Source organism: Actinoplanes missouriensis 431, assembly GCF_000284295.1.
GTDB classification, from domain to species: domain Bacteria; phylum Actinomycetota; class Actinomycetes; order Mycobacteriales; family Micromonosporaceae; genus Actinoplanes; species Actinoplanes missouriensis.
On the sequence record NC_017093.1, the window covers coordinates 5708334 to 5731502 of the forward strand.

The 23169-nt window shown below is 71.7% G+C and carries 23 protein-coding genes; 11 read left to right on the top strand and 12 right to left on the bottom strand.

Features of this window, described 5'->3' with window-relative positions; translation table 11 throughout:
- Window positions 1-134: 134 nt before the first annotated feature.
- Together AMIS_RS26395 and AMIS_RS26400 are read left to right on the top strand one after the other, a co-directional pair.
- Window positions 135-1247 carry a RecB family exonuclease gene (locus tag AMIS_RS26395; RefSeq protein WP_014445476.1) on the top strand — a complete coding sequence of 371 codons (1113 nt, stop codon included), beginning with the start codon at window positions 135-137 and terminating at the stop codon, window positions 1245-1247.
- Window positions 1240-2091 (top strand): LuxR C-terminal-related transcriptional regulator, encoded by an 852-nt coding sequence (locus AMIS_RS26400; protein ID WP_014445477.1) that lies wholly within the window; start codon window positions 1240-1242, stop codon window positions 2089-2091. Before AMIS_RS26395 ends, AMIS_RS26400 begins: the two co-directional genes overlap by 8 nt.
- On the opposite strand, the gene AMIS_RS26405 is transcribed toward AMIS_RS26400, so the two are convergent.
- Genes AMIS_RS26405 through AMIS_RS26415 form a run of 3 tightly spaced genes read right to left on the bottom strand, consistent with a single transcriptional unit; the run spans window position 2076 to window position 3720 of the window.
- Window positions 2076-2312 (bottom strand): hypothetical protein, encoded by a 237-nt coding sequence (locus AMIS_RS26405; protein WP_157435084.1) that lies wholly within the window; start codon window positions 2310-2312, stop codon window positions 2076-2078. The genes AMIS_RS26400 and AMIS_RS26405 overlap by 16 nt on opposite strands.
- Before the next feature lie 15 nt (window positions 2313-2327).
- A complete protein-coding gene (locus tag AMIS_RS26410) occupies window positions 2328-2975 on the bottom strand; it encodes an HAD family hydrolase (RefSeq protein ID WP_014445479.1) in 648 nt (215 codons plus the stop codon).
- A gap of 52 nt (window positions 2976-3027) precedes the next feature.
- Entirely contained in the window at window positions 3028-3720 is a 693-nt protein-coding gene (locus AMIS_RS26415) for a neutral zinc metallopeptidase (protein ID WP_014445480.1), read from the bottom strand.
- A gap of 55 nt (window positions 3721-3775) precedes the next feature.
- On the opposite strand from AMIS_RS26415, the gene AMIS_RS26420 reads away from it, so the two are divergent.
- The 3 genes from AMIS_RS26420 to AMIS_RS26430 all read left to right on the top strand — a co-directional run bounded on the left by AMIS_RS26420 (window position 3776) and on the right by AMIS_RS26430 (window position 8241).
- The gene (locus tag AMIS_RS26420) at window positions 3776-4753 is read left to right on the top strand and encodes an aldo/keto reductase (protein WP_014445481.1); all 978 of its coding nucleotides are present in this window, start codon (window positions 3776-3778) and stop codon (window positions 4751-4753) included.
- 180 nt (window positions 4754-4933) lie between these two features.
- Window positions 4934-5707, top strand: a complete 774-nt coding sequence (locus AMIS_RS26425; RefSeq protein ID WP_014445482.1) for an ABC transporter ATP-binding protein — start codon at window positions 4934-4936, stop codon at window positions 5705-5707.
- Window positions 5707-8241 (top strand): ABC transporter permease, encoded by a 2535-nt coding sequence (locus AMIS_RS26430; protein ID WP_014445483.1) that lies wholly within the window; start codon window positions 5707-5709, stop codon window positions 8239-8241. The genes AMIS_RS26425 and AMIS_RS26430 overlap by 1 nt, the downstream gene beginning before the upstream one ends.
- A gap of 276 nt (window positions 8242-8517) precedes the next feature.
- Here the strand turns inward: AMIS_RS26430 and AMIS_RS26435 are convergent, their stop codons facing one another.
- Complete coding sequence (locus tag AMIS_RS26435; RefSeq protein WP_041830078.1) at window positions 8518-9072, bottom strand: hypothetical protein; 555 nt, start codon at window positions 9070-9072, stop codon at window positions 8518-8520.
- Between the two features lie 116 nt (window positions 9073-9188).
- Between AMIS_RS26435 and AMIS_RS26440 the strand changes: the two genes are divergently transcribed.
- A complete protein-coding gene (locus AMIS_RS26440; protein WP_014445485.1) occupies window positions 9189-10058 on the top strand; it encodes a PAC2 family protein in 870 nt (289 codons plus the stop codon).
- Between the two features lie 353 nt (window positions 10059-10411).
- Here AMIS_RS26440 and AMIS_RS26445 read toward each other — a convergent pair whose 3' ends face one another.
- The 3 genes from AMIS_RS26445 to AMIS_RS26455 all read right to left on the bottom strand — a co-directional run bounded on the left by AMIS_RS26445 (window position 10412) and on the right by AMIS_RS26455 (window position 12149).
- Window positions 10412-10645: a DUF397 domain-containing protein gene (locus tag AMIS_RS26445; RefSeq protein WP_231859092.1), complete on the bottom strand. Its 234-nt coding sequence runs from the start codon at window positions 10643-10645 to the stop codon at window positions 10412-10414.
- A gap of 48 nt (window positions 10646-10693) precedes the next feature.
- The gene (locus tag AMIS_RS26450) at window positions 10694-11617 is read right to left on the bottom strand and encodes a helix-turn-helix domain-containing protein (RefSeq protein WP_014445488.1); all 924 of its coding nucleotides are present in this window, start codon (window positions 11615-11617) and stop codon (window positions 10694-10696) included.
- A gap of 115 nt (window positions 11618-11732) precedes the next feature.
- Window positions 11733-12149 (bottom strand): DUF6232 family protein, encoded by a 417-nt coding sequence (locus AMIS_RS26455; RefSeq protein ID WP_014445489.1) that lies wholly within the window; start codon window positions 12147-12149, stop codon window positions 11733-11735.
- Window positions 12150-12457: 308 nt separating this feature from the next.
- Here AMIS_RS26455 and AMIS_RS26460 point away from each other — a divergent pair, with 308 nt between their 5' ends.
- Window positions 12458-13249: a GntR family transcriptional regulator gene (locus tag AMIS_RS26460; protein ID WP_014445490.1), complete on the top strand. Its 792-nt coding sequence runs from the start codon at window positions 12458-12460 to the stop codon at window positions 13247-13249.
- On the opposite strand, the gene AMIS_RS26465 is transcribed toward AMIS_RS26460, so the two are convergent.
- Window positions 13241-14530: an alpha/beta fold hydrolase gene (locus tag AMIS_RS26465; protein WP_014445491.1), complete on the bottom strand. Its 1290-nt coding sequence runs from the start codon at window positions 14528-14530 to the stop codon at window positions 13241-13243. The two genes, AMIS_RS26460 and AMIS_RS26465, sit on opposite strands and share 9 nt — an antisense overlap.
- A 109-nt stretch (window positions 14531-14639) precedes the next feature.
- On the opposite strand from AMIS_RS26465, the gene AMIS_RS26470 reads away from it, so the two are divergent.
- The gene (locus AMIS_RS26470; protein ID WP_014445492.1) at window positions 14640-15791 is read left to right on the top strand and encodes a sensor histidine kinase; all 1152 of its coding nucleotides are present in this window, start codon (window positions 14640-14642) and stop codon (window positions 15789-15791) included.
- On the top strand, window positions 15788-16480 hold the full coding sequence (locus tag AMIS_RS26475) for a response regulator transcription factor (protein WP_014445493.1): 693 nt from the start codon (window positions 15788-15790) through the stop codon (window positions 16478-16480). Before AMIS_RS26470 ends, AMIS_RS26475 begins: the two co-directional genes overlap by 4 nt.
- A gap of 60 nt (window positions 16481-16540) precedes the next feature.
- On the opposite strand, the gene AMIS_RS26480 is transcribed toward AMIS_RS26475, so the two are convergent.
- Both AMIS_RS26480 and AMIS_RS26485 read right to left on the bottom strand, forming a co-directional pair.
- A complete protein-coding gene (locus AMIS_RS26480; RefSeq protein WP_014445494.1) occupies window positions 16541-17533 on the bottom strand; it encodes an IS481 family transposase in 993 nt (330 codons plus the stop codon).
- Between the two features lie 304 nt (window positions 17534-17837).
- On the bottom strand, window positions 17838-19244 hold the full coding sequence (locus AMIS_RS26485; RefSeq protein ID WP_014445495.1) for a hypothetical protein: 1407 nt from the start codon (window positions 19242-19244) through the stop codon (window positions 17838-17840).
- Between the two features lie 134 nt (window positions 19245-19378).
- Between AMIS_RS26485 and AMIS_RS26490 the strand changes: the two genes are divergently transcribed.
- Window positions 19379-20491, top strand: coding sequence for a sensor histidine kinase (locus AMIS_RS26490; protein ID WP_172666628.1), 1113 nt, complete (start codon window positions 19379-19381; stop codon window positions 20489-20491).
- 157 nt (window positions 20492-20648) lie between these two features.
- Window positions 20649-21338, top strand: coding sequence for a response regulator (locus tag AMIS_RS26495; RefSeq protein ID WP_014445497.1), 690 nt, complete (start codon window positions 20649-20651; stop codon window positions 21336-21338).
- 22 nt (window positions 21339-21360) lie between these two features.
- Here AMIS_RS26495 and AMIS_RS26500 read toward each other — a convergent pair whose 3' ends face one another.
- Together AMIS_RS26500 and mshC are read right to left on the bottom strand one after the other, a co-directional pair.
- Window positions 21361-21651, bottom strand: coding sequence for a hypothetical protein (locus AMIS_RS26500; protein ID WP_014445498.1), 291 nt, complete (start codon window positions 21649-21651; stop codon window positions 21361-21363).
- A gap of 227 nt (window positions 21652-21878) precedes the next feature.
- Entirely contained in the window at window positions 21879-23123 is a 1245-nt protein-coding gene (mshC, locus tag AMIS_RS26505) for a cysteine--1-D-myo-inosityl 2-amino-2-deoxy-alpha-D-glucopyranoside ligase (protein ID WP_014445499.1), read from the bottom strand.
- Window positions 23124-23169: the final 46 nt, after the last annotated feature.

Consider the following 23169-nt stretch of genomic DNA (forward strand, 5'->3'; position numbering starts at 1 on the left):
CCGGCGTCTCGGGTGCCGGCGATGCGGTGACCAGCGCGGATGGGGTGACCAGCGCGGATGCGGTGACCAGCGCGGATGCGGTGACCAGCGCGGATGCGGTGACCAGCGCGGATGCGGTGACCAGCGCGGATGCGGTGGCCCTGGGCCGTGGGCGGCGACCGGAGGCGCCCGCCGGGCCGTCGCTGTCGCCGTCCCGGGCCGCCGACTTCAAGACCTGCCCGCTGCTGTTCCGTTTCCGGACCATCGACAAGCTGCCCGAGCTGCCCTCGGCCGACCAGATCCGCGGCACGCTGGTGCACGCGGTGCTGGAGCGCCTCTTCGACCTGCCGGCCGCCGGGCGCACTCCGGAGGCCGCAGCCGCCCTGGTCGCCCCCGAGTGGGACAAATTGCTCACCCAGGACCCGTCCCTGGCCGAGATCTTCACCACGCCCCCGCCGGTCGCGGCCGGCACGGCCGGCGCGGCCGGGGAGACCGGCGCAGCCGGGGAGACCGGCGCGGCCGGGGAGACCGGCGCGGCCGGGGCGCTGCCGCCCGCCGTGGACCCGGCGGCGGTCGCCGTCGACCCCGCCGCGGTGGCCGCCGAGGCCGACGCGACCGGCCAGGCCGCCCTGATCGACGTGCCCGCCGACGACGCCGAGGCGGCCCGCGTCGCGGCGTTCCTGTCCAGCGCGACCGCGCTGCTCAGCGGCTACTTCGCGGTGGAGGACCCGCAGCGTCTCCAGCCCGCCGAGCGGGAGACCCTGATCTCCACGGTGATCGGCGACGACCTCCTGCTCCGGGGCTACATCGACCGCCTCGACGTCTCCCCGGCCGGCGACATGCGCGTGGTCGACTACAAGACCGGCGGCGCCCCGCGCGAGGCGTTCGAGGGGCGGGCCCTGTTCCAGCTCAAGTTCTACGCCCTGGTCCTGTGGCGCACCCGCGGCATCGTGCCCCGCGTCCTCCGCCTGCTCTACCTGAAGGACGCCGAGGTCTGCGACTACAGCCCCGAGGCCGGCGAGCTGGAGCGTTTCGAGCGCACCCTGACCGCGCTCTCGGCCGCCATCGAGCGCGCCAAACGCGAGCGCGACTTCCGCCCCAAGCCGAGCCGCCTCTGCGGCTGGTGCCGCCATCAGCAGCTCTGCCCCGAGTTCGGCGGCACCCCGCCGCCGTTCCCCGAGCTCCCGCTGACCATCGTCCAGCCCGCCACCCCCGACGTCGAGCCGGACCGCGTCGGCGCCCTCCTGCGAGACGATCCCCTTGGCTGACCAGCCTCCCGGCGACCCCGCCGAACCGCCCGGCGCGGCCGGTCCGGTGGGCGCGGCCGGGCGGCGGCCGCCGGTGCGGGTGCTGCTGGCCGACCCGGCGCCACTGCAGCGGGCGGGCCTGCGGGCGCTCCTGACAGCCCCGGACGCCGGCGCGGGCCCAGCGCCGGCAGCGACCTCAGCCGCCTCGGCCGACACCGGCTCGACCGCGACCGCGACCGGTGCCGGTGCCGGTGCCGGTGCCGCTGAGATCGTGATCGCCGGGGAGGCCGCGGACGGCGTGGACGCCCTCGATCTGGCCCGCCGGCTCCTGCCCGACGTGCTGGTCACCGAGCTGGCCCTGCCCCGGCTCGACGGCCTCGCCGTGATCCGGGCGATCACCGAGGCCCGCCTGCCGGTGCGGATCCTGGTCGTCACCGACGAGGACACCGACGACCGGATCGTGGCCGCCGCCGGGGCGGGCGCCACCGGGTACCTCTGCAAGGACGCGCCCCACGACCAGCTGACCGCCGCCGTCCGTGCCGTCGCGGCCGGTGGCGCGGTGATCGCCCCGCAGCTGCTGGCCCGCGTTCTGCGCAGGCTGACCGAGTCGCTGCCCGCCCGGTCCGGCAGCGGCGCCGCCGCCCTGGACGCGCTGACCAGCCGGGAACGCGAAGTGCTCGTCCACGTCGCCCGGGGTCTCACCAACACCGAGATCGCCGAGGTGCTGCAGGTCAGCGAGACCACGGTGAAGACCCACGTCGGGCACGTCCTGACGAAACTGCGGCTGCGCGACCGTACCCAGGCGGTCGTCCTCGCCTACGAGACCGGCCTCGTCAAGCCCGGCGGCCCTCAGGACGGGAGGTAACCGGTGACCCGCTTGCCGGACCACGCGCCGTGGGCGGCCGGCGGCGGGCCGTGCTGCTGGCCGACCGCCACGGTCACGGCCCGGACCAGCCACGCGTTGACCGAGATGCCCTCGACCGCGGCTATCTGCTCGACGTGCGTGCGCAGCGACTCCGGCAGCTGCAGCATGATCTGAGCCAGGTCCGCGTCCTCGTCCACCGGCGGGGCGACATGGTGGTCCACGTGACCCATCGTGCCTCAGCGGCGAATCAGACCGGCCAGGAAAGCGGGATCGACCCCGACCAGCGACGACCGCAGGTGCACGCCGTCGACCGGGGGGAGATCCAGTTCCGCCGGGACCGCGAGCACCGCCGCGCCGGCCGCGACCGCGCTGGCCAGGCCGCTCGGCGAGTCCTCGATCGCGACGCAGCGGGAGATCGGCACGCCGAGCAGCGCCGCCGCGGTCCGGTACGGCTCCGGGTCCGGTTTCGGCGTCGTCACCTCGTCGCCGCAGACGACCACGTCGAAGTTCTCCGCGCCGAGCGTCTTGAGGGCGACCTCGACGAGCCGCCGCCCGGTGGAGGTGACGAGCGCCGTGCGGATGCCGGCGTCGCGGACGGCGAGCAGCAGCTCCATCGCGCCGGGCCGCCAGACCAGGCCGTCGGCGAACAGCTCGCCGACCCGGTCGGTCAGCCACGCCACGTCGGGCGCCTCCGGCCGGTCCGGCTGGCCCAGGTCCTCCCGGAAGATCCGCATGCTGCGGCTCATGCTGCTGCCGACCATGGCCAGGCGCGCGGCGCCGGAGAGCGTCCCACCGGCCCGGACGGCCAGTTCGGCCAGCGCGATGCCCCAGAGCCGCTCGCTGTCGACGAGGGTCCCGTCCATGTCGAAAAGTACGGCGTCCATCGCGGCAATTCTGCGGGGCCCGGACGAGGATCCCCAGCGAACGTGACGACCCCTACAGCCCGCAGGCGTCCAGGGAGTTCTCGTACCCGCCCGCGAACGCGTCCATCCGCTGCCCGGCGGTGCCGTGCGACCCTTCGGCGAACCACGGCTGGCCGGGCTCGTCGCCGACCGCCTCCAGCCCGTCGGCGAGTTCCCGGGTGTCGCCGTCCTGCATCCGTAGCCGGCCGTCGCGGGCCTTGTCGCCGATGAACGCGCCCGCCATGCAGTCGGCCTGCAGCTCCTGCTCGATGGTGAACTGTTTCCGGATGCCGAGCCGGGCCTGGATGCCGTGCGCGTACTCATGACCGAGCAGGTAGAACAGGAACGCGTCACCGATCTGCCGGAACGCGGCGAACGCCCAGTTCACGTCGTAGGCGATGAAGTCACCGGCGGAGCAGTAGACCGCGTTGTTGCGGGGAAGCGGCTCCCGCGCGCAGGCCACCTCGCCCTCCTGCTCGTACGCGATCAGTTGCCGGACCGGCGAGAAGCCGGCGCCGAGCCGCTGTCCCCAGTATTCCTCGGCGATCTGCTGGGCGGCCTCGATGTCGCGGGCGAACTCCTCGGGGGTGTCGGTGCCGTCCGGATCGACGGAGCCCCCGGCGCCGGTCGGGGCCGGTTCGGGGCCGCTGCCGAGCGGTTCCCCGACCACGCAACCGGCGGTGAGGATCAAGACCATCAGGGGTACGAGTGCCGCACGTGCGCGCATGAATCCACCGTAGACGCGCCGCACCGGATCCGCGCGGCGCGTAGGTTCGGCGAGCATGAGGACGATTTCACTGGGCGGGCTCGCGGTTTCGGCGATCGGGCTCGGGTGCATGGGGATGTCGCACGCCTACACCGGCCACGGCAGGGACGACGACGAGTCGATCCGGGCCATCCACCGGGCCCTCGACCTGGGTGTCACGTTCCTGGACACCGCGGAGGTGTACGGGCCGTACACGAACGAGGAGCTCGTCGGGCGGGCGCTCGCCGGACGCTGGGACGGCGTGGTGGTGGCCTCGAAGTTCGGCCTGCTGTCGCATCGGGCGGGCGGCCCGGAACAGATGACCGTCGACGGCCACCCGGACAACGTGCGGCCGGCCGTGGAAGGCTCGCTGCGCCGGCTCGGCACCGACCACATCCACCTCTACTACCAGCATCGGATGGACCCGGCGGTGCCGGTGGAGGAGACCGTGGGGGTGCTCGCCGAGCTGGTCGCCGAGGGCAAGATCGGCCACATCGGACTCTCCGAGGCGGCACCCGGGACGATCCGCCGGGCGCACGCCACGCACCCGGTCGCCGCGCTGCAGTCGGAGTACTCCCTGTGGACCCGTGACCCGGAGGACGGCGTGCTGGACACGATCCGGGAGCTGGGCGTCGGGCTGGTCCCGTTCTCGCCGCTGGGCCGGGGCTTCCTCACCGGGGCGCTCACCTCGACGGCCGATCTCGCCGACGACGACTTCCGCCGCGGGCTGCCCCGGTTCGCCGGCGGTAATTTCGACGCGAACCTGCGGATCGTCGACGAGGTCCGGGCGGTGGCGGCCGAGGCCGGCGCGACCCCGGCGCAGGTGGCGCTCGCCTGGGTGCTCGCGCAGGGCGACGACATCGCCCCGATTCCCGGCACGAAACGGGTGTCCCGGGTGGAGGAGAACGCCGCTGCCGCGGACCTGCGGCTCACCGGGGACCAGCTGGCCCGGCTCACCGCGATCACCCCGCCGGCCGGTGCGCGCTACGCCGACATGAGTGCCGTCCGACGGTAGCAGTCAGGGACCACCCTGAGAGTTCCCTGGGTGACTCCCCCATCGAACTCTCCGCGCCAAGTACTCCCCCGGGCGGACGCCGCCCGCCGATTCCGCCGACACACTGAGTTGGCCGGCCGGGGCAGGCTGCCCCGGCCGGACCACAGAGGACCAGGACCACAGTCGGTCGAAACCAGGGGGATGACAGTGGCAGCGACGAATGCCGGCGGGCCGGTGGCGGCGCGAGCGGACGAGATCTGGAAGGTCTACGGCACGGGCGAGGCCCAGGTCGTGGCACTGCGGGGGGTCAGCGCCGAGTTCGGCCGGGGCCGGTTCACGGCGATCATGGGTCCGTCGGGCAGCGGCAAGTCGACGCTGATGCACTGCCTCGCCGGTCTGGACACGGTGGACAAGGGCACCGTCCACATCGGCGGCACCGAGATCAGCAAGCTGGGCGACAAGGCGCTGACGCGTCTGCGCCGTGACCGGATCGGCTTCATCTTCCAGCAGTTCAACCTGCTGCCGACGCTGAGCGCCGCGGAGAACATCCGGCTGCCGCTGGACATCGCCGGCCGCAAGCCGGACCAGGCCTGGTGGGACACCGTGATCGACACGGTCGGCCTGCGGGACCGGCTGAGCCACCGGCCGAACCAGCTCTCCGGCGGCCAGCAGCAGCGGGTCGCCTGCGCGCGGGCCCTGGTCGGCCGTCCCGACGTGATCTTCGCGGACGAGCCGACCGGCAACCTGGACTCCCGGTCCGGCGCCGAGGTGCTGGGCTTCCTGCGGGACAGCGTGCGCGAGCACGAGCAGACCATCGTGATGGTCACCCACGACCCGGTCGCGGCGAGCTACGCGGACCGGGTGGTGTTCCTGGCCGACGGCGCGATCGTCGACGAGCTGGCGGACCCGACCGCGGAGACCGTGCTGGACACCATGAAGCGGCTGGACACGTACACCGAGCCGGTGACGCTCTGATGCTGCGCGCGACGCTGAAGAGCCTGCTCGCCCGCAAGCTGCGGCTGGTCCTGTCCGGGCTGGCCGTGGTGCTCGGGGTGATGTTCGTGTCGGGCGCGCTGGTGCTCACCGACACGCTGAACCGGACCTTCGATTCGATCTTCGCCGACGCGTACTCGGCGACCGACGTCTCGGTCACCGCGAAGCCCAAGGTCGAGGTGTCGGAGTTCGAGGGGGAAGAGGTCGCCGCGCCGCTGCCGGCCGCGACGGTGGACAAGATCAAGGACCAACCGGGAGTACGGTCGGCGGTCGGCCGTGTCGACACCGACGGCGCCCGGGTGATCGGCTCCGACGGCAAGGTGCTCACCTCGATGGGGCCGCCCCGGCTCGGGGGGAACTGGACCGGCGCCGACGGCGTCATGGAGATGCGCGAGGGCCGCGGCCCGGAGAGCGCCGGCGAGATCGCGATGAACGCGACCACCGCCGAGCTGTCCGGTTACCGGATCGGCGACACCGTCCCGGTGCTCACCCAGAAACCCAAGCGTGAGTTCACGCTGGTCGGCATCTGGGGTTACACCGGTGACCGGGACAGCATCGGCGGCACCCAGGAGGTCGCGTTCACCACGCCGGTGGCGCAGGAGCTGATGCTCGGCGAGAAGGACGTCTTCACCTCGGTGACCGTCGAGTCCGCCGACGGGGTCAGCCCGGCGGAGCTGCGGGACTCGCTCGCGCCCGCGCTCGGCGCGGACTACGTCGTGAAGACCGGCGACGACCTGGCGAAGGAGAGCTCGGAGAGCATCAAGGAGGGTCTCGGCTTCTTCAACCAGATCCTGCTGGGTTTCGCCGGCATCGCGCTGTTCGTCGGCATCTTCCTGATCCTCAACACCTTCTCGATCGTGGTGGCCCAGCGCACCCGCGAGCTGGCCCTGCTGCGCGCGATCGGCGCCAGCCGCCGCCAGGTGATCAACTCGGTGCTGGTGGAGGCCGTGGTGGTCGGTCTGATCGCCTCGATACTCGGCCTGGCCGCCGGGATCGGCGCCGGCGCGGGCCTCGGCGCCCTGTTCGGCTCGATGGGCGGCGGGCTCGATCTGGCCCCGGTCGGCGTGCCGCCGTCCGCGGTGATCGCCTCGTTCGTGGTCGGCCTGGTCGTGACGGTGGTGGCGGCGGTGCTGCCGGCGCTGCGCGCGTCCCGGATCGCCCCGGTCGCCGCGATGCAGGACGTCGCCACCCCGGACCGCCCGCTCACCCGGATCAGCGTGTCCGGCGGGCTGGTCACCGCGGCGGGCGCGGCCGCGCTCGGCGTCGGCCTCTTCGCCGACGCGGGTGACGCCGACCTCTGGCTGATCTTCGGGGGCGTGCTCGTCACGTTCATCGGGGTCGCCCTGCTCACCCCGCTGATCAGCAAGCCGGTGGTGTCGCTGCTCGGCCGGATCTTCTCCTGGTCGGTGCCGGGCCGGCTGGGCCGGCTCAACTCCGGGCGCAACCCGCGCCGCACCGCGATCACGGCCGCCGCCCTGATGGTCGGCATCGCCCTGGTCACCGGCGTCACGGTCGTCATGGACTCGGCGAAGAGCAGCCTCAAGGCCGAGGCCGCGCGCATCCTGAAGGCCCAGATCATGATCAGCGGCGACCAGAACGGTCCCCGGCCGCCGACCTACGACCCTGCGGTCATCACCGACACCGCCACGATCCCGGGGGTACGCGCGGCGGCCGGCCTCTACAACGACCTCGTCGCCGTGGGTGGCGAGCGGGAGTACGTCGCCGCCAGCGAGGACCTGGCGACCCTGGCCCAGGCGTACGGGTCGAGCGCCGCCACGCTGCGCGACGACCAGATCGCGGTGAGCGCGCCGCAGGCCACCGAGAGCGGCTGGCAGGTCGGCACGCCGGTGACGATCCAGACGTCGCGGGGCGCGGAACGCACGTACACGGTGTCGTTGATCTTCGCGGAGAACACCCTGCCGGGCAGCATCATCATGCCGGGCGCCGCGATCAAGGACTTCGGCATCACGCAGCCGGTCTTCGGTTTCGTGCGGCTCGACGACGGGGTGCCGGTCTCGGCCGTTCTGCCGCAGGTCAAGGCCCTGCTGGCGGACAGTCCCGAGGTGTCCGCGACCGACCAGCAGACGTGGGTCGACGGGCAGGCGGCACAGTTCGACCAGATCATCACGATGATCCAGATCCTGCTCGGACTGGCCATCCTGATCGCCGTCCTGGGCGTGGTGAACACCCTGGCCCTCTCCGTCCTGGAACGCACCCGCGAACTCGGCCTGCTCCGCGCGGTCGGGCTGGGCCGGGCGCAGACCATGCGGATGGTCACCGTGGAGGCCGTCGTCATCTCGGTCTTCGGCGCGCTGCTCGGCGTCGCCGTCGGCGCCGGCATGGGCAGCGCTGTCGCCCGCGCCCTGGAGAACGACGGGATCAGCGAAATCGTCCTTCCCTGGGGCCGGATGGGCACCTACCTGGCGCTGGCCGCCCTGGTCGGCGTCGTCGCCGCGGTGGCGCCGGCGATCCGCGCAGCCCGCCTGAACATCCTGAACGCCATAGCCCACGACTGACCCTCACGACAGCCCTGAGCGCCGGCCGGTCGAGCCGGCGCTCAGCGGCGGTCGCGGGCGGTGCGCCGGCGGGGAACGTGACGGCTTCGGCAGGGTGACCGGGCGGTGCGCCGGCGGGGAACGTGACGGCTTCGGCAGGGTGACCGGGCGGTGTGCCGGCGGCGAACGTGACGGCTTCGGCAGGGCGGCGGGGGCGGCGGTGGGATGCGCCGGGGCTTGGACCGGCAGGTGACTGCTTCTCAGGGACACGGTCGCCTCGCCCTCGGCGGAACGACGTCAAACCTTGCTGGGTACGCGCCGATGCAGCTCGGCGAGGAGCACCTCCGGACCCGGCGACATCAGTCCGACGTCCACGACATAGGCCGTTTCGGAGCCGCGGCGGCGGATGCGGGGATGCCCGCCTTTTCCGGACAACTCCGTCGCGTAGTCGTCGCTCACCGGCGTGACGATCAACTCGGTGAAGGCGCCCCGGCCGTGCAGAGCCACCGAGGCGATGCCGGACCAGGGGATGTGCACCGGGCGGCGGCCGGTCGCGGCGAAGTCCAGCCCGTGCACGGACGTGTGCAGCCAGCCGAGCCGGCGCCAGACGATCAGCATCACCACGGCCGCGGAGACGGCCGGCACGATCAGGGCCGCCTCGACGTAGATCACGATGTCCGCGGGCTCCGGGCGGTGGCCCGCCGCGATCTTGATGAGCAGGTACAGGGCGAGCATCGGCGCCCAGGTGGCGGCGAGCACCCAGAGGGCTGTCACGAAGAACATGCCGCGTGCCTGGACGAAGCTCACGGTGTCGTCGGTGGGTCCGAGCACCTGATCCACGTGGTCGGTCATGGTGCGATTATGCGCGGATTTCACCCGGTTGATCCGATAGATGACGGACTCCGGGTGGCCGGATCCACGGCGCGGCCGCCGGGTGCCTCCGCGAAGCCGCACGTAGGCTGTGTTGCATGACTGAGTTCGACGGCCTCCCGATCCTCCGCTCGCCTGTGGCTATCGCCGCCTTCGAGGGCTGGAACGACGCGGCGGACGCCTCGACCGCGGCCGTGGAACACCTCGAACAGGTGTGGCAGGCCAAGGAGATCACCAGCATCGACCCGGAGGACTTCTACGACTTCCAGGTCAGCCGCCCCACCATCACCATGGCCGAGGGCGAAACCCGCAAGATCGAGTGGCCGACCACCCGGTTCACCGTGGCGAGCCCGCCCGGCAGCGACCGCGACGTGGTCCTGATCCGGGGCATCGAGCCGAGCATGCGGTGGCGCACGTTCTGCGAGTCCGTCCTGGAGATCTGCCACAGCCTCGAGGTGAACCGGATCGTGCTGCTCGGCGCGCTGCTGGCGGACGTTCCGTACACCCGGCCGCTCCCGATCAGCGGGAGCGCCTCGCACAGCGAGGTCGCGGAGAAGTACAACGTGGTCCCCACCCGGTACGACGGGCCCACCGGCATCGTCGGCGTCCTGCAGGAGGCGGCCACCCGCGCCGACGTGGACGCGCTGTCCTTCTGGGTGCACGTGCCGCACTACGCGAACAACCCCCCGTGCCCGAAGGCGACGCTGGCGCTGCTCAGCCGGATCGAGGACGTGCTCGACCTGCCGGTGCCGATGGCGGATCTCGCCGAGCAGGCCGACGAGTGGGAGAAGCGGGTGCGGGCCGCGGCGGAGCAGGACGCGGAGCTCGGGGAGTACGTGCGGGAGCTGGAGGAGCGCGTGGGGGACGCGGGGATCCAGCCGCTGACCGGGGACGAGATCGCCAGCGAGTTCGAGAAGTACCTGCGCCGGCGGGGCGGGTCGGCGGGACCGACGGCCGGGTCCTGGTGAGACGAGACGGCGGTCCCGGGTGTCGACCGGGACCGCCGTGCTCTCACACCGCGACCGCCGTGCTCTCACACCGGGACCGCCGTGCTCTCACACCGGAAAGTCTCCTCGCCGGATGCTCTCCTTGAGCGCTGACCACTCGGATGCGGACAACGTGATGATCTCTGCGGGGCGCTCGGAACTGCGGAGGAGGACGTCGTTGTCCTGAACTGCGACTTCGGCGCAACTGCTGTCGGCACATGGCCGGTGCCAGACGAGCTCCCGATCGGACGTTTCGCTCATGGCTCACTCCCCACACGGTGACTACCTAGGGTACGGCTCCATGCACTCCGTGTCTTGTCCGGCGGGACGGCGCCTCACAGCCCAGCGTATCGCCCGCCTTCGATGTCACGGAGGAATCCGGCCCAGTCCTCCTTGGAAAACTCCAGATGTTCGCCCTGGTCACGACGCTTGCCGTCCCGGATCAGCACACTGTCTCCGGACCCGGCGACCTCTACACAGGAGGTGTCCGCACAAAAGGAACTACGCCGCCACTCCGTCGTGGTGTCGTGCATGGTGCTGCCGCCCCAATCCTTCGTCTTCATCATCATCAAAGGACGTGGGGCACCGAAGACGTCGCAGAACCCCACGTACGTCTTCTACGGACTGTCGGCGCCGGCAGCCTTGGCCCGCGCCTCCCAGGCTTTCAACTCGTAGATGCGGGCCACGATCATCGCCCGGCTGACCTCTTCGTCGTAGGCCAGCTTTCCCCAGAAGCGCTCGAAGGCCTTCTGATGGTCGCTGACCACGTCCGGGTCCTGGATCAGCTCGTCCTGAAGGTAGACCTCGCGGTAGAGGACCGCGTCCTCCGCGTCGGCGTCGTCCAACTGGGCGATCGTGAACGACCCGTACGAACTCGTGTACGCCCCGACGTTGAACGGCAGCACCCGCACCTGGACACCGGGGCGATCGGCGACCCGCACCAGCTCCTCGAACTGCCGGGCCGTCACCTCGAATCCGCCGACCTCGTGCTGGAGCACGGACTCGGAGATCACGAGCTGGAGCCGCGGAGCACCGTCCCGGTCGATCACCCGCTCACGCCGGGCCAGCCGATGCTCGTACCGGATGCGGCGATCCTCCTCGCTCAGGCTCTGATCCCACCAGCCCAGGATGGCGCCGGCGAACTCCGCGGTCTGCAGCAGGCCCGGCACCACACCGATCTGATAGATCCGGATGATCGAGGCGGCTTCCTCGAACTGAATGAGCTGGCGCAGGCCCGCCGGCAGCGACTGGCGGTCGTCCTGCTCGGTCCAGTACCGCTCGCGCCGCGCGACCCGCGCGTCATCGGTCAGCCGCGCGATGCGTCCCTCGTCGGCAACCCCGTAGTGGTCGAGCAGCGCGCGCAGGTCGGTCGGCGAGATCGCCACCTCACCGATCTCCACCCGCTGGAGCTTCGACAGCGACCAGCCGAGTTCCTTGACCACCGCGCCTTGGCTCAAGCCGGTGGCTTCGCGAGCCGCCCGCAGGGCCAACCGGACCCGCCGTCGCGAGACGGCAGGCAGTTCACCCTGCGAGTCTGACATGCCGCTCCCCAACAAAGCAGTACGTAAAGGGCGCAAGAGCAACATCGCCAACAGCTATGTTGCTTCGATAGCACCGCAGATTACTCCTTCCGGCAAAACGGACACACACCGGGGGTCACGAGTCGTGGTACTCGAGAGCGCGCACGAGGCCCCGGCGCACCTCCGCGAACTCACGCGAGTCCTCGGAGGTGAAGATCTCCACGGCTCGGCCCTGGTAGCCGGCACGCAGCCGCCACCGGCGCCGCGGCCGGCGGACGAGGCAGAACACGGCGCAGGCGCCCAGGACCAGGAACAACATGGCCGCGACAGGCACCGACGAAGGGCCCACCACCCTCAGCTGAACCACGGCGGCGACCAGCGCGGACACGCCCGAGACGCGACTGCCGGGAGCCGCCGGCACCACCTCGTCCACGACGACCCGGACGTCGGACAGACCGTCGACCGGATACCGCCGGCGGCCACACTCGGGAACCTCGATGACCCGATGCGTGATGTAGGCCCGCGGACCTCGATAGAAGACCGGCATCTCCATCCCTCCTCCCAGGGGCTTGCACGAGAAAGGAGGGTGCTCCAAGATGGCAGGGGACACAGGGGCACTCCCTCCGGACATGTGACGGAGAGCCCGAAGAGGCGCTCAGTTGGCCCTGAGCGCCTCTCCTCATGTGGGCCTCCCCACTTAATCTGCGTTCAGTATGGGGTGCAACTACCCGCGAGCGCTAGATACCTAACAGCTATGTAGCCGTTAAACGCATTCATTCAAGTCTTTCCCGCGTGTCACTGCGCCCCAGCGCACCCTGGATAGGGCATCCTAGGAACCTAGCCAAAGGCGCGGGAGGGAAGATGACGATCAATCCGGGCAACCCGGAGTTTCCCCATCGGCAGATCTCCAACCAGCTCAAGGAGCGGGTCCGGCGCGGCGACTGGCAGCCCGGCGAGCGGCTCCCCTCGATCCCGGCCATGGCCGAGATGTTCGGGGTGGCGAAACAGACCGTCCAGCGCGCCGTCGACCAGCTGCGGGTCGAGGGCATCCTGATCACCAAACCCGGATCCGGTACGTATGTCCGGGGCACCCGCCGCCGTCTGAACCGTCTCTCCCGTGGCCGGTACGGCGCCCACCGGGGATACCACGCCGACCTCGCCGCCCGGTACCGCCAGCAGCTCGTCCGGGTCGGCCGCGAGCCCGCCCCGCCGGAGGTCGCCGACGCGTTCGGGGTGCGGGACGGCACCGAGCTGCTGGTCCGCCGGCACGTGGTCCGCACCGACGACGCGACGGTCGAGCTCGGCGCGTCCTGGTTCCGGGTCACCGACGCGAGCGGCACCTCGCTGGAACGCCTGGAGGCGTTCGGCCGCCCTCTCTACCAGGAGGCCGAGGAGGCGATCGGCCGCCGGTACGCCCAGGCCACCGACACGATCAGCGCCCGGCAGCCCAGCCGGGAGGAGGCGGAGATCCTCCAGATCCGGCCGGACACCCCGGTGCTGCACCTGCTGCACGTCGCGTTCGACGAGACCCGCAAGCCGATCGAGGTGGCGCAGGCGACCTGGCCGGGCCCGATGACCACGCTGACCGAGGAGTACCGGATCCCGGCGCCGGCTCCGGAACCCGACCCCGATCCGGGCCTGACCTTAGCGTGATATCCCGGCCATGACGGCGGTGAAGCCGTCCGGGTCCTCGAACATCGCCCGGTGTCCCCCGCCGGGCAGCACGAAGAGCCGCTTGGACGGCGCCCGCAACGCGTCGTACCACGGCTGGAACAGCTCGGCCAGCCCGCGCATCTCTCGCTCACCCTGGACGAAGTAGGCGGGCACCGCCAGGTCGGGCACGTCCCGGCGCAGGTCCACCTCCTGCATCCGGGGATACAGCGTGTGCCAGGTGTCCATGATTGCCGTCATCGTGTGCGCCTTCCGCAGGGGCGTGTACTCGGACGCTCCGAGATCCAGATCCGGCGTGGGCAGTCCGTAGGCCGCGTTCTCGTACTGAAGAAAAGGTTCGTAACCCCAGAAATCCCGGTACGGGGGTACGCCCTGACGCTCCAGCCGATCGGCCACGTCCCGGCGACCGGTGGAGCGCGCCCACGCCAGGATGTCCGTGTAGAAGATCCGATCGCTGGCCAGCAGGTCCACGGCCTGGCCGGTCCCGATGTAGGCGTGATAGCGGGACGGCTCCCGGTGGGCCGCCAGCGCTCCCGGGATCGACCCGCCGGAGAAGGCGAGCAGGTAGATCTTCGACTGGTGGAAGCGGTCACGCAGGTAGTCGGTGACGGACAGGACGTCGGACACCTCGTCGTCGACCGTCACGTCCGGGGACGGATACGCGCGCCGGTCCATGGTCGCCACCACGAACGTCTCCTCCAGACCGGACAGCCGGGTCCGCATGGTGCCCTGCTCCGAGCCGCCCGGCGTGCCCGGCACGAACAGCAGGACCGGCCGCGCGGCGTCCCGGCCCCGGATCAGCACGCTCAGGCCGTCCACGCTGGTCAGTTCCGCGATGCCACCGGGGATCGGCGGGGTGCGGGCCGGGATCGCGACGGCCACGGTGAGTGTCGCCAGCAGAGCGGCCGCCGTCCCGCCGAGGATCCGGCGCCGGAGCAGACGGGGCGCCAGCGCGCCGAGCATCATCGGCAGCAGCGCCAGCACCCCGTGCACGCCGCGTCCGGTGACCAGCGCGATCACGCCGAACGGGCTGAGGTGCGGCGCGTCGACGGACGGGCCGGAGGTGCGGAGTCGGACGAGTTCGCAGGTCACGGCGTACAGGAAAGGGGTTGCCAGGAACGCCCGGCGGGAGCGGGCCGCGAGCAGGCCCACGGCGAAGCTGATCGCGATCGTCAGGAGGGCGTCGGCGGAGGTGAGAGGGCCGCGCGGCATCCACCAGGCGGAGACCGCGCCCCAGAGCACGGCGGGAAGCATCCAGATCATGGTGAATACGATGGCGACGGCCCTGGTCAGCGCACACCGGCCGGGGGATATACCGCCGGCGATACTTTGGTAGGTGTTCGGCGGCGGCCCCGGCTTCTAGGCTTCGGACATGTTCTTCGCCCTGCTGGTGCCGGATTCCGGCGACACCGGTCCTCGTGACCGGCTCGCCGACGGCATCGCGATCGTCCTGGCGCTGGCCTACGGGTCGGTCATGGTGGTGCTGGGTGACGCGGCCGATCCGGGCGCCTTCCTGCCCCTGCCTGCCGACGTGGCGGCCGGGGTCGCCGCGGCGGCCGCGTTGCTGGTCCGGCGACGACATCCGCTCGGGGTCACGGTGGCGCTGCTGCCGCTCGGCGCGATCTCGGTGATGGCCACCGGTCCGATTCTGATCGCCCTCTTCACCGCGGCGATCCGCCTGCCCGCACGGGTGCCGATCCTGCTCGGCGCGCTCAACGTGGCCACCGCGGGCCTCTACTTCCTGCTGCACGACAGACCGGCCGCCGACATCTGGGTGGATTTCGCGATGCGCGGCGTGGTCACCGCGGCGGCGCTCGGGTGGGGACTGTTCACTCAGGCGTACCGGCGGCTCACCGCCTCGCTGCGCGATCAGGCCGCCCGTCTGGAGTCCGAGCAGCAGCTCCGCGCCGACCAGGCGAGACTCACCGAGCGGGCCCGGATCGCGCGGGAGATGCACGACGTTCTCGCGCACCGGATGTCGCTGATCAGCCTGCATGCGGGCGCCCTCGAGGTGCGCGGGACGGTCTCGGCGGAGGAGTTGTCGATCGCGGCCGGGGCGATCCGGACCGGCGCGCACGATGCCCTCGACGAGCTGCGGGCGGTCGTCGGGGTGGCGCGCACCCGGCCGGAGCCGCCGCAGCCCGGTCTCGGCGACCTTCCGGAGCTGGTGGCGGGCGTGCGCGAGGCCGGGATGAGCGTCGACTTCACGAGCGTGGTGCCCGCCGACGGTCCGCCGGTCGTGCTCGGCCGCACCGCCTACCGGATCATCCAGGAGGGCCTCACCAACGCCCACCGGCACGGGTCCGGGCCGGCCGCGTCGGTGCGCGTGCGGGGTGCCGCCGGGCACGGTCTGCGCATCACGATCATCAACCCCCTCGGGGGTACGGGTGGAGCAGCGGCCCCACGAGACGGCCTCGGCCTCATCGGCATCGCGGAGCGGGTGGCGCTCGCCGGCGGGACCGTCCGGTTCGGGCCGGAACGTGAGGAGTTCCGGCTGGAGGCGGAGCTGCCGTGGCCGGCGTGACCACCGGTCTGACGCCCGGGGCCGGCGGCGGGGTCCGGCCGATCCGGCTGCTTCTGGTGGATGACGATCCGCTGGTGCGGGCCGGTCTGCGGATTCTGGTGGGCGGGTCCGATGACATCGAAGTCGTCGGTGAGGCCGGCGACGGGGCGCAGGCCGTGACCGCCGCCGAGGCGCACTGGCCCGACGTGATCCTGATGGACATCCGGATGCCGCGCGTCGACGGCCTGGTCGCCACCCGGCGCATCCGGGGCCGGCCGAACGCGCCGCAGGTGATCGTGCTGACGACGTTCGACGTGGACGAGTACGTGCTGGAGGCCCTCCGCGGCGGGGCCGGCGGGTTCCTGCTGAAGGACACGCCGCCCCGGGAGATCCTGGAGGCGGTGCGCACCGTGGCGTCGGGGGCCGCCACCCTCTCCCCCACGGCGATCCGCCGGCTGATCGACCACGTGGCCGACCCGGCGGCCGGCAACCGGCGGGCCCTGGCGCGGGCCCGGCTCGCCGCGTTGACCGGCCGGGAGACCGAGGTCGCGGTGCTGGTCGGGCACGGCCGCTCGAACGCCGAGATCGCGGGCGATCTGGGGATGGGCGTGCCGACCGTGAAGGGCCACGTGTCGCGGCTGCTGACGAAACTCGACCTGAACAACCGTGTCCAGATCGCCCTGCTGGTCCACGACGCCGAGCTGCTCTGACGCGCCGGGCCGCTGGCTCCCGGCCGCTGGCGCCGGCACGCTGGCGCCGACCCGCCGGTGCTAGCTGTGATGTCCAGCCAGGTTGTTCAACCGGGTGATGGGTGCCAGTTTGCCGATGGCGGTGTGGGGTCTGTGGTGGTTGTAGTCGTGCAGGAATGCGGGTAGTGCGGCGCGGCGGGCTTTCTCCGAGGTGTAGAGCTTGGCGAAGGCCCAGCCGTCGGCCAGGGTGCGGTGGAAACGCTCGATCTTGCCGTTTGTCTGAGGCCGGTAAGGGCGCGTCTTCTTCACCGTGATGCCCAGTTCGGCGCAGGTGTCTCGCCAGAGGTGTGATTTGTAGGCGGAGCCGTTGTCCGACAGCACTCGCCGGGTGGTGACGCCGCGTTCGGCGAACCAGGTGGTCGCGCGGCGTAGGACTGCGGTGGCGGTGACCGCGGTTTCGTCGTCGTGGATTTCGGCGTAGGCCACGCGGGAGTGGTCGTCGATGACGGTGTGCACGAACGCGGTGCCGATCATGGGGTTGTAGTGCTTGTTGCGTGGCTTGCCGATCGTGGTGGCCCGGTTCTTCTTGCCTTGCTGACGGCCGAGGTAGCGCCAGCCGCCTCCATCAGGCACGTTGCCGAGTTTCTTGACGTCGACATGCAGCAGGTCGCCGGGCTGGGCGTGTTCGTAGCGGCGGATCGGTTCGCCGGTGGCACGGTCGAGGTGAGACAGCCGGTTCGCTCGCTGGCGGAGCAGGACGGCGTGCACGGTGGAAGCTGCCAGGCCGATCTCATCGGCGATCGGGACCGGACCCCAGCGTCGTTTACGGCGTAGGTGCAGAATCTTGCGTACCACCGGTGCCGGGGTCCGGTTCGGCTGTCGGTGGGGTCGTGACGAGCGGTCGTGCATGCCGGCTTCGCCTTCAGCGCGGTAGCGGCCGGCCCATTTCGCGGCGGTGCGCCAGGACACGTCGTAGCGTTCGGCTGCTCGTGCGGGTGACCAGCCGTGGTCCACGATCAGACGCGCCAGCCGCAATCGCGCTCGTGGGGTCAGCGCGGCGTTAGCGTGGGACATGAAGGCCTCCAGCCTGGTGAGAGTGGTTCCGTGACAGCTCCACTGCACCGTTGGAGGCCTTCATCTGTTCACAAGATCAGGTCTTGATCGTCAGATCGAGTGGTCGCACTTCCTCGACCAACGTCCCTGGACATCACAGCTAGCCCGCCAACGCCGGGCCGCTGGCGCCGGGCCGCCGATGTCGGGCTGTGCCTGCCGCGCGAGCGGGCCGGGCCGGGCCGCCGGTGCCGGGCCGCGCGGGCGGGCCGGCCCGTCCGCGCTGCTGTGCCCGGACGGGCGTCCCTCTCGCGGGCGCCGGGGCCGGTCAGGCCGGGACTGCGGGGGCCGGGACGGGCAGGGCTGCGGGACGGTTCAGGTCGTGGGCCATCAGGGCGCAGCCGGCCAGCAGCAGGAGCGGGCCGGTCACGCCTATCGGGCCCAGGCCCAGGAACAGGAACGCCACGATGCCGGCCGCCACCAGGGCCGCCGCCGGCCAGCGGACCGTTCGGCTCGCTGCGGCGCCGGCGGCCACCGCGATCAGGCCGAGCAGGCTGAAGACCATGCCGGGGAGCGCCCAGCCGAACGTGAACGCCGCGTATCCGCCCAGAGCGTCGTTCACCCGGGTCGCGGTCGCCTCGTCCAGGACCTGGTGGGCGGCCAGGTCGGCGCTGTCGCCCACCATCAGGCCGCTGAAGTTGATCAAGGCGAGGACGGTGATCGCGGCGGCCACCCTGGTGAACGTTCCGGCCCGCGTGCGCCTTCCGGGGCGGGCGGAGGCGAGCAGCAGGACCGCGGGGATGAACAGCAGCCAGCCCAGGTGCAGGAGCAGCGCGCTGATCTGGGTCTGCACCGGCGACGCCAGGGAGTCGGCCATGTCGCCGGTGTGGTCCGGGACGGTGGCCATTCCGGCGGCGAACGTGAGCGGGGCCGCGTACAGGGAGAAGAGGCCGAACCGGCGCCGGAAGGCCCCGAAGGTGTCCGGCTCCGCCGCGAGGCCGCCGGGCGAGCGAAGGTCCGGCTCCGCCATGGAGCCCGCGGGCGAGCGGAGGGCCGGCTCCGCCATGGAGCCCGCGGGCGAGCGGAGGGCCGGCTCCGCCGCGATGCTGCCGGGTGCGGGAGTGGCCGGGCGCAGCAGGCGGGCGGCGGCTGTTCCGTAGGCGCCGGTCATGACCAGCGGCCCGAGCAGGCAGAGCGGCACCGGGGAGATGGCGAACGCGAAGTACAGGGCGGTGCCGAGCAGCGCGGCCCCGGCGATCCACCAGCTGATCACGCGGCCGCGTGCCGCCGCGATCGGGGTGAGCACCAGGGCGAGTCCCCAGCCGATCAGGCCGGGCCACTGCCAGCCGGCGATCGTCACGGCGAGCGACTGGAACCGCTCGTCGACCGCCGCCACCTGGGCGTCCGGCAGGGTCTGCTCCAGGGCGAGGAGCACGAAGTCGTTCGCCATCAGCGCGGAGAACGTGGTCAGTCCGAGAATGACCGCGATCCAGGCGATCCGCGCGAGCACGGCGCCGCGCCGGCGGACGGGTGCGAGGAGAGCGAGCAGACCGGGTACGAACAGGACCCACGCCCAGTGCAGCAGGATCGAATGGGCCAGTACGCCGTCCGGGTGCTGACGATAGATCCCGTAGCCCTCGGTGAGCCCCAGCGCCGGGTCGACCCCGGTGGCCACGGCCAGCAGCACGGGCGCCGTGACGAGGCAGGCGGCGCCGAAAACATCCTTGGTAGACATGTCATCGGACGCTAGGAACCGCGGGGCCCGGCGTCGCCCGTACCCGGGATGATCGGTTCTCCCCCTCACGGGGGATGCGGAAGTCATCCCCGAGGTGGGTCCGCCCCGCACAGTCCAACCCCTACGGTCGTGGCGTGAGCGTGAAGCGGTCGGATGTGGCGGTGGCGGTGGCGTTCGCCGTCTTCGCGCTCTTCGAGGAGTTCACCATCCGGATGCCCGGGGGCTGGTGGCCCTATGCGCTGGCCGGCTTCACCCTGCTGATCCTGTTCCGCCGGCGGATCCCGGTGCTCGCGATGGTCGCGAACGCCCTGGCCGCGACGCAGGTGTTCTACGTCGAGGCGACCATCGCCGACGAGAGGACCGTGAATTTCCGGCTGTGGCAGGTCGTCTCCATGATGATCATCTCTTACACGGTGGGCCGCGAGCGGCCGTCCGACAAGCGTGGCATCGCGGCCGTCGCGTTCACCTTCGCCATGTATTTCGGGTTCAACCCCGGCGATCCGATGGCCGACATCTTCTTCCCGATCGCGCCCTACCTACTGGGGCTGGGGGTGGCGGCGCAGGCCCGGCGCAGCGCGGAGTCGGCGCGGGTGCTCGCCGACCTCCGCGGGCAGCAGGCGCACGACGCGGTCATGGAGGAACGGGTCCGGATCGCCCGCGAGCTGCACGACATGGTGGCGCACAGCGTGACCGTCATGGTGATCCAGGCGGGCGTGGTGCGCCGCCGGATGGAGGCCGGGCTCGACGTCGACCACGACCTGCTGCGCAGCATCGAGTCCGGCGGCCGGGACGCGGTCGGCGAGCTGCGCCGCACGCTGGGCCTGCTCCGCGGTGAGGAGAGCGGCGAGGAGAGCGGCGTCACGGTGCTGCCGCCGGCCGGGATGGATCGTCTGGACGAGCTGATAGCCCAGGTCCGGGAGGCGGGGCTGACCGTGACGGTGCGCCGGGAGGGCACGCCGGCGCCGCTGCTGCCCGCGGTGGACCTGTCGGCGTACCGGATCGTTCAGGAGGCGCTCACCAACGTGCTGAAACACGCCGGGCCGGTGCGGGTGACGGTCGGCATCGCCTATCGCGGGGACGGGGTGCATCTCTCGGTGGTCAACGACGGTCCGGTCGCGGCGGCGCCGGCGGGTGGCGGGCAGGGGCTGATCGGGATGCGGGAACGGGCCGCCCTCTTCGGCGGGGAGCTGACGGCGGGACCGTGCCCGGGCGGCGGCTTCGCGATCACGGCACGGCTCCCCCGATGAGCCGCCGACGCGCCGACGCCCCGATGAGCCGCCGACGCGCGGACGCCCCGGCGAGCCCCCGACGCGCGGACGCCCCGGCGAGCCGGCAACCCGCGGACGCCCCGGCGAGCCGGCACCGCGGGCACACCCCGGCAAATCACGGCGGCGGGCCCGCCCGATGAGCATCACGGTGGTGATCGCCGACGATCAGCGGATGGTGCGTGCCGGCCTGCGCATGGTGATCGAGACCGAGCCCGACATGACGGTCATCGGCGAGGCCGGCGACGGCGCCGAGGCGGTGGCCCTCACCCGGCGGATGCGTCCCGACGTGGTCCTGATGGACATCGCGATGCCCCGCCAGGACGGCCTCACCGCCACCGGGACCCTGCTCGCGGGCGCCGACCCGCCCCGGATCATCGTGCTGACCACGTTCGACACCGACGAGAACCTGCATCGGGCGCTGCGGGCCGGCGCGAGCGGTTTCCTGCTGAAGGTGTCTTCACCGGAGCATCTGATCACCGCGATCCGGGTGGTGGCGGCCGGCGACTCGCTGCTCGATCCGGCGGTCACGACGCGGGTCATCGCGGCGTTCGCGGGGCGGCCGGGGCCGGTGCCGCCGCCGGAGCTGGGTGATCTGACCCCGCGGGAGACGGACGTGCTGCGGCTGATCGCCCGGGGCATGTCGAACGGGGAGATCGCCGCGGCCCTCACCGTGGGCGAGGCAACCGTGAAGACCCACGTGGCGCGGGTGCTGATGAAACTGGGTTTGCGGGACCGGGTGCAGGCGGTCGTCTACGCGTACGAGTCCGGGCTGGTCCGGGCCGGGAACGGGTCAGGCCCGGAACGCGGCGGCGTTCCGGGCCTGTGATGTACCTGTCGGAGCTTGATCTCTACCAGTACCAGTAGCCGTAGCCGTAGCCCGGGTAGTAGTGGCCGCCGACGCCGAGGCGGAAGTCGAAGCCCAGTCCGAGCCAGTAGCTGGAGCTGTACCCCGTGTAGCCGTAGCCCGGGTAGTAGTAGGCGTAGGGGCCAGGGTAGGGCCAGTCGAGGTTGGCGACCGCGGCGGTGGCACCGGCGTCCCGCTGGGCCGTGCCGTCGGTCGCGAGGGCCGGGCCGGACACCGCGAGGCTCGCGCCGGTGGCCAGGACGAGACCCCCGAGGAACAGAGCCGTACGACGCATGATTCTTCCCTTCAGAGATGTTATGACCGGACTCAGTCTTGCCCCTCTCGATCCGCATTGAGGTAATTTTCCGTGACAAAAGAACAATGGTGCATTTTTTATTGATTCCTGCTACGTAGCAGGTCAGAGGCGTCTAGGGTCGCCGCGGGGACAGCACACTCTGTGGCCGGAAGGGGCCGGAAAAAGAAAAAGCCCCCGCGAACGGGGGCTTTTCCGAAAACGCGCGCCTACAGGCGGATACCGAGCAGAGCATCCACGGTCCGGGCCATCAGGGCCGGCGCCTCGGTGTCGTCACCCGCGCCGGCCAGGGCGGCCTCGGCCCACGCGTCCACCACGGCGAGAGCGGCCGGAGCGTCCAGGTCGTCGGCGACGGCCTCGCGGACCGCGCCGAGCAGGCCGGCGCCGGACGGGCCGGACGCGGCGGCCGCCGCGCGACGCCAGCGGGCCAGGCGCTCGAAGCCCTCCTTGAGCACCTCGTCGGTCCACTCCCGGTCACTGCGGTAGTGCCCGGCGAGCAACCCGAGCCGCACCGCCATCGGGTCGACGCCGTCACCGCGCAGCCGGGACACGAAGACCAGGTTGCCCTTGGACTTCGACATCTTCTCGCCCTGCAGGCCGATCATGCCGGCGTGCGCGTAGTGCCGGGCGAACGGCGCGGCGCCGGTGAGCACCTCGGCGTGCGCTGCCGAACACTCGTGATGCGGGTAGAGCAGGTCGTTGCCGCCACCCTGCACGTCGATCGTGTCGCCGAGCAGGCCCAGCGCGATCGTCGCGCACTCGATGTGCCAGCCGGGGCGTCCCGGGCCCAGCTCGCCGCCGTCCCAGACCGGCTCGCCCTCGCGGGCGCCGCGCCACAGCAGCGGGTCGAGCGGGTCACGCTTGCCGGCCCGGTCCGGGTCGCCGCCACGCTCGGCGGAGAGCACGCGCATCTCGCCGGGCGAGAGGTGCGACTCGTAACCCCAGTTCGGGGCGGAGGTGATGTCGAAGTACACGTCACCGGTGCCGTCCTCGAGACGGTAGGCCGCGCCCTTGCCCATCAGCTCCACGACGTGCTCGACGATGCTCGGGATCGACTCGACGGCGCCGACGTAGTGCGCCGGCGGGATGATCCGCAGCGCCTCCATGTCCTCGCGGAACAGCGCGGTCTCCCGCATCGCCAGGACGATCCAGTCCTCGCCGTCGCGGGCGGCGCGCTCCAGCAGCGGGTCGTCGATGTCGGTCACGTTCTGCACGTAGTTGACCTCGTTGCCCGCGTCCCGCCACATCCGGTTCACCAGGTCGAACGCGATCATCGTGGCGGCGTGCCCGAGATGCGTGGCGTCGTAGGGGGTGATCCCGCAGACATACATGGTGGCGGTTCCCGCGGGCGTGCTCGGCTCGACGGAGCCGCGCGCCGTGTCGTAAAGCCGCAGCGGCGGCCGCCCCTGGGTGTCCGGCAGGCGGGGCACGTCATGGCCGGTCCAAGCATCCATCCCCGGAGCCTATCCAGGCCATGACCGACATGGCTCACCGCGTGAC

Excerpts from the sequence above, each read along its gene's own strand:
- AMIS_RS26445 (WP_231859092.1), bottom strand. The coding sequence starts at position 10,645 with ATGATGATGAAGACGAAGGATTGGGGCGGCAGCACCATGCACGACACC.
- AMIS_RS26485 (WP_014445495.1), bottom strand. The coding sequence starts at position 19,244 with ATGTCTACCAAGGATGTTTTCGGCGCCGCCTGCCTCGTCACGGCGCCC.
- AMIS_RS26465 (WP_014445491.1), bottom strand. The coding sequence starts at position 14,530 with ATGATCTGGATGCTTCCCGCCGTGCTCTGGGGCGCGGTCTCCGCCTGG.
- AMIS_RS26500 (WP_014445498.1), bottom strand. The coding sequence starts at position 21,651 with ATGCGTCGTACGGCTCTGTTCCTCGGGGGTCTCGTCCTGGCCACCGGC.
- AMIS_RS26495 (WP_014445497.1), top strand. The coding sequence starts at position 20,649 with ATGAGCATCACGGTGGTGATCGCCGACGATCAGCGGATGGTGCGTGCC.
- AMIS_RS26435 (WP_041830078.1), bottom strand. The coding sequence starts at position 9,072 with ATGACCGACCACGTGGATCAGGTGCTCGGACCCACCGACGACACCGTG.
- AMIS_RS26460 (WP_014445490.1), top strand. The coding sequence starts at position 12,458 with ATGACGATCAATCCGGGCAACCCGGAGTTTCCCCATCGGCAGATCTCC.
- AMIS_RS26425 (WP_014445482.1), top strand. The coding sequence starts at position 4,934 with ATGACAGTGGCAGCGACGAATGCCGGCGGGCCGGTGGCGGCGCGAGCG.
- AMIS_RS26420 (WP_014445481.1), top strand. The coding sequence starts at position 3,776 with ATGAGGACGATTTCACTGGGCGGGCTCGCGGTTTCGGCGATCGGGCTC.
- AMIS_RS26410 (WP_014445479.1), bottom strand. The coding sequence starts at position 2,975 with ATGGACGCCGTACTTTTCGACATGGACGGGACCCTCGTCGACAGCGAG.
- AMIS_RS26430 (WP_014445483.1), top strand. The coding sequence starts at position 5,707 with ATGCTGCGCGCGACGCTGAAGAGCCTGCTCGCCCGCAAGCTGCGGCTG.
- AMIS_RS26415 (WP_014445480.1), bottom strand. The coding sequence starts at position 3,720 with ATGCGCGCACGTGCGGCACTCGTACCCCTGATGGTCTTGATCCTCACC.
- AMIS_RS26440 (WP_014445485.1), top strand. The coding sequence starts at position 9,189 with ATGACTGAGTTCGACGGCCTCCCGATCCTCCGCTCGCCTGTGGCTATC.
- AMIS_RS26450 (WP_014445488.1), bottom strand. The coding sequence starts at position 11,617 with ATGTCAGACTCGCAGGGTGAACTGCCTGCCGTCTCGCGACGGCGGGTC.
- AMIS_RS26470 (WP_014445492.1), top strand. The coding sequence starts at position 14,640 with ATGTTCTTCGCCCTGCTGGTGCCGGATTCCGGCGACACCGGTCCTCGT.
- AMIS_RS26455 (WP_014445489.1), bottom strand. The coding sequence starts at position 12,149 with ATGGAGATGCCGGTCTTCTATCGAGGTCCGCGGGCCTACATCACGCAT.
- AMIS_RS26480 (WP_014445494.1), bottom strand. The coding sequence starts at position 17,533 with ATGTCCCACGCTAACGCCGCGCTGACCCCACGAGCGCGATTGCGGCTG.
- mshC (WP_014445499.1), bottom strand. The coding sequence starts at position 23,123 with ATGGATGCTTGGACCGGCCATGACGTGCCCCGCCTGCCGGACACCCAG.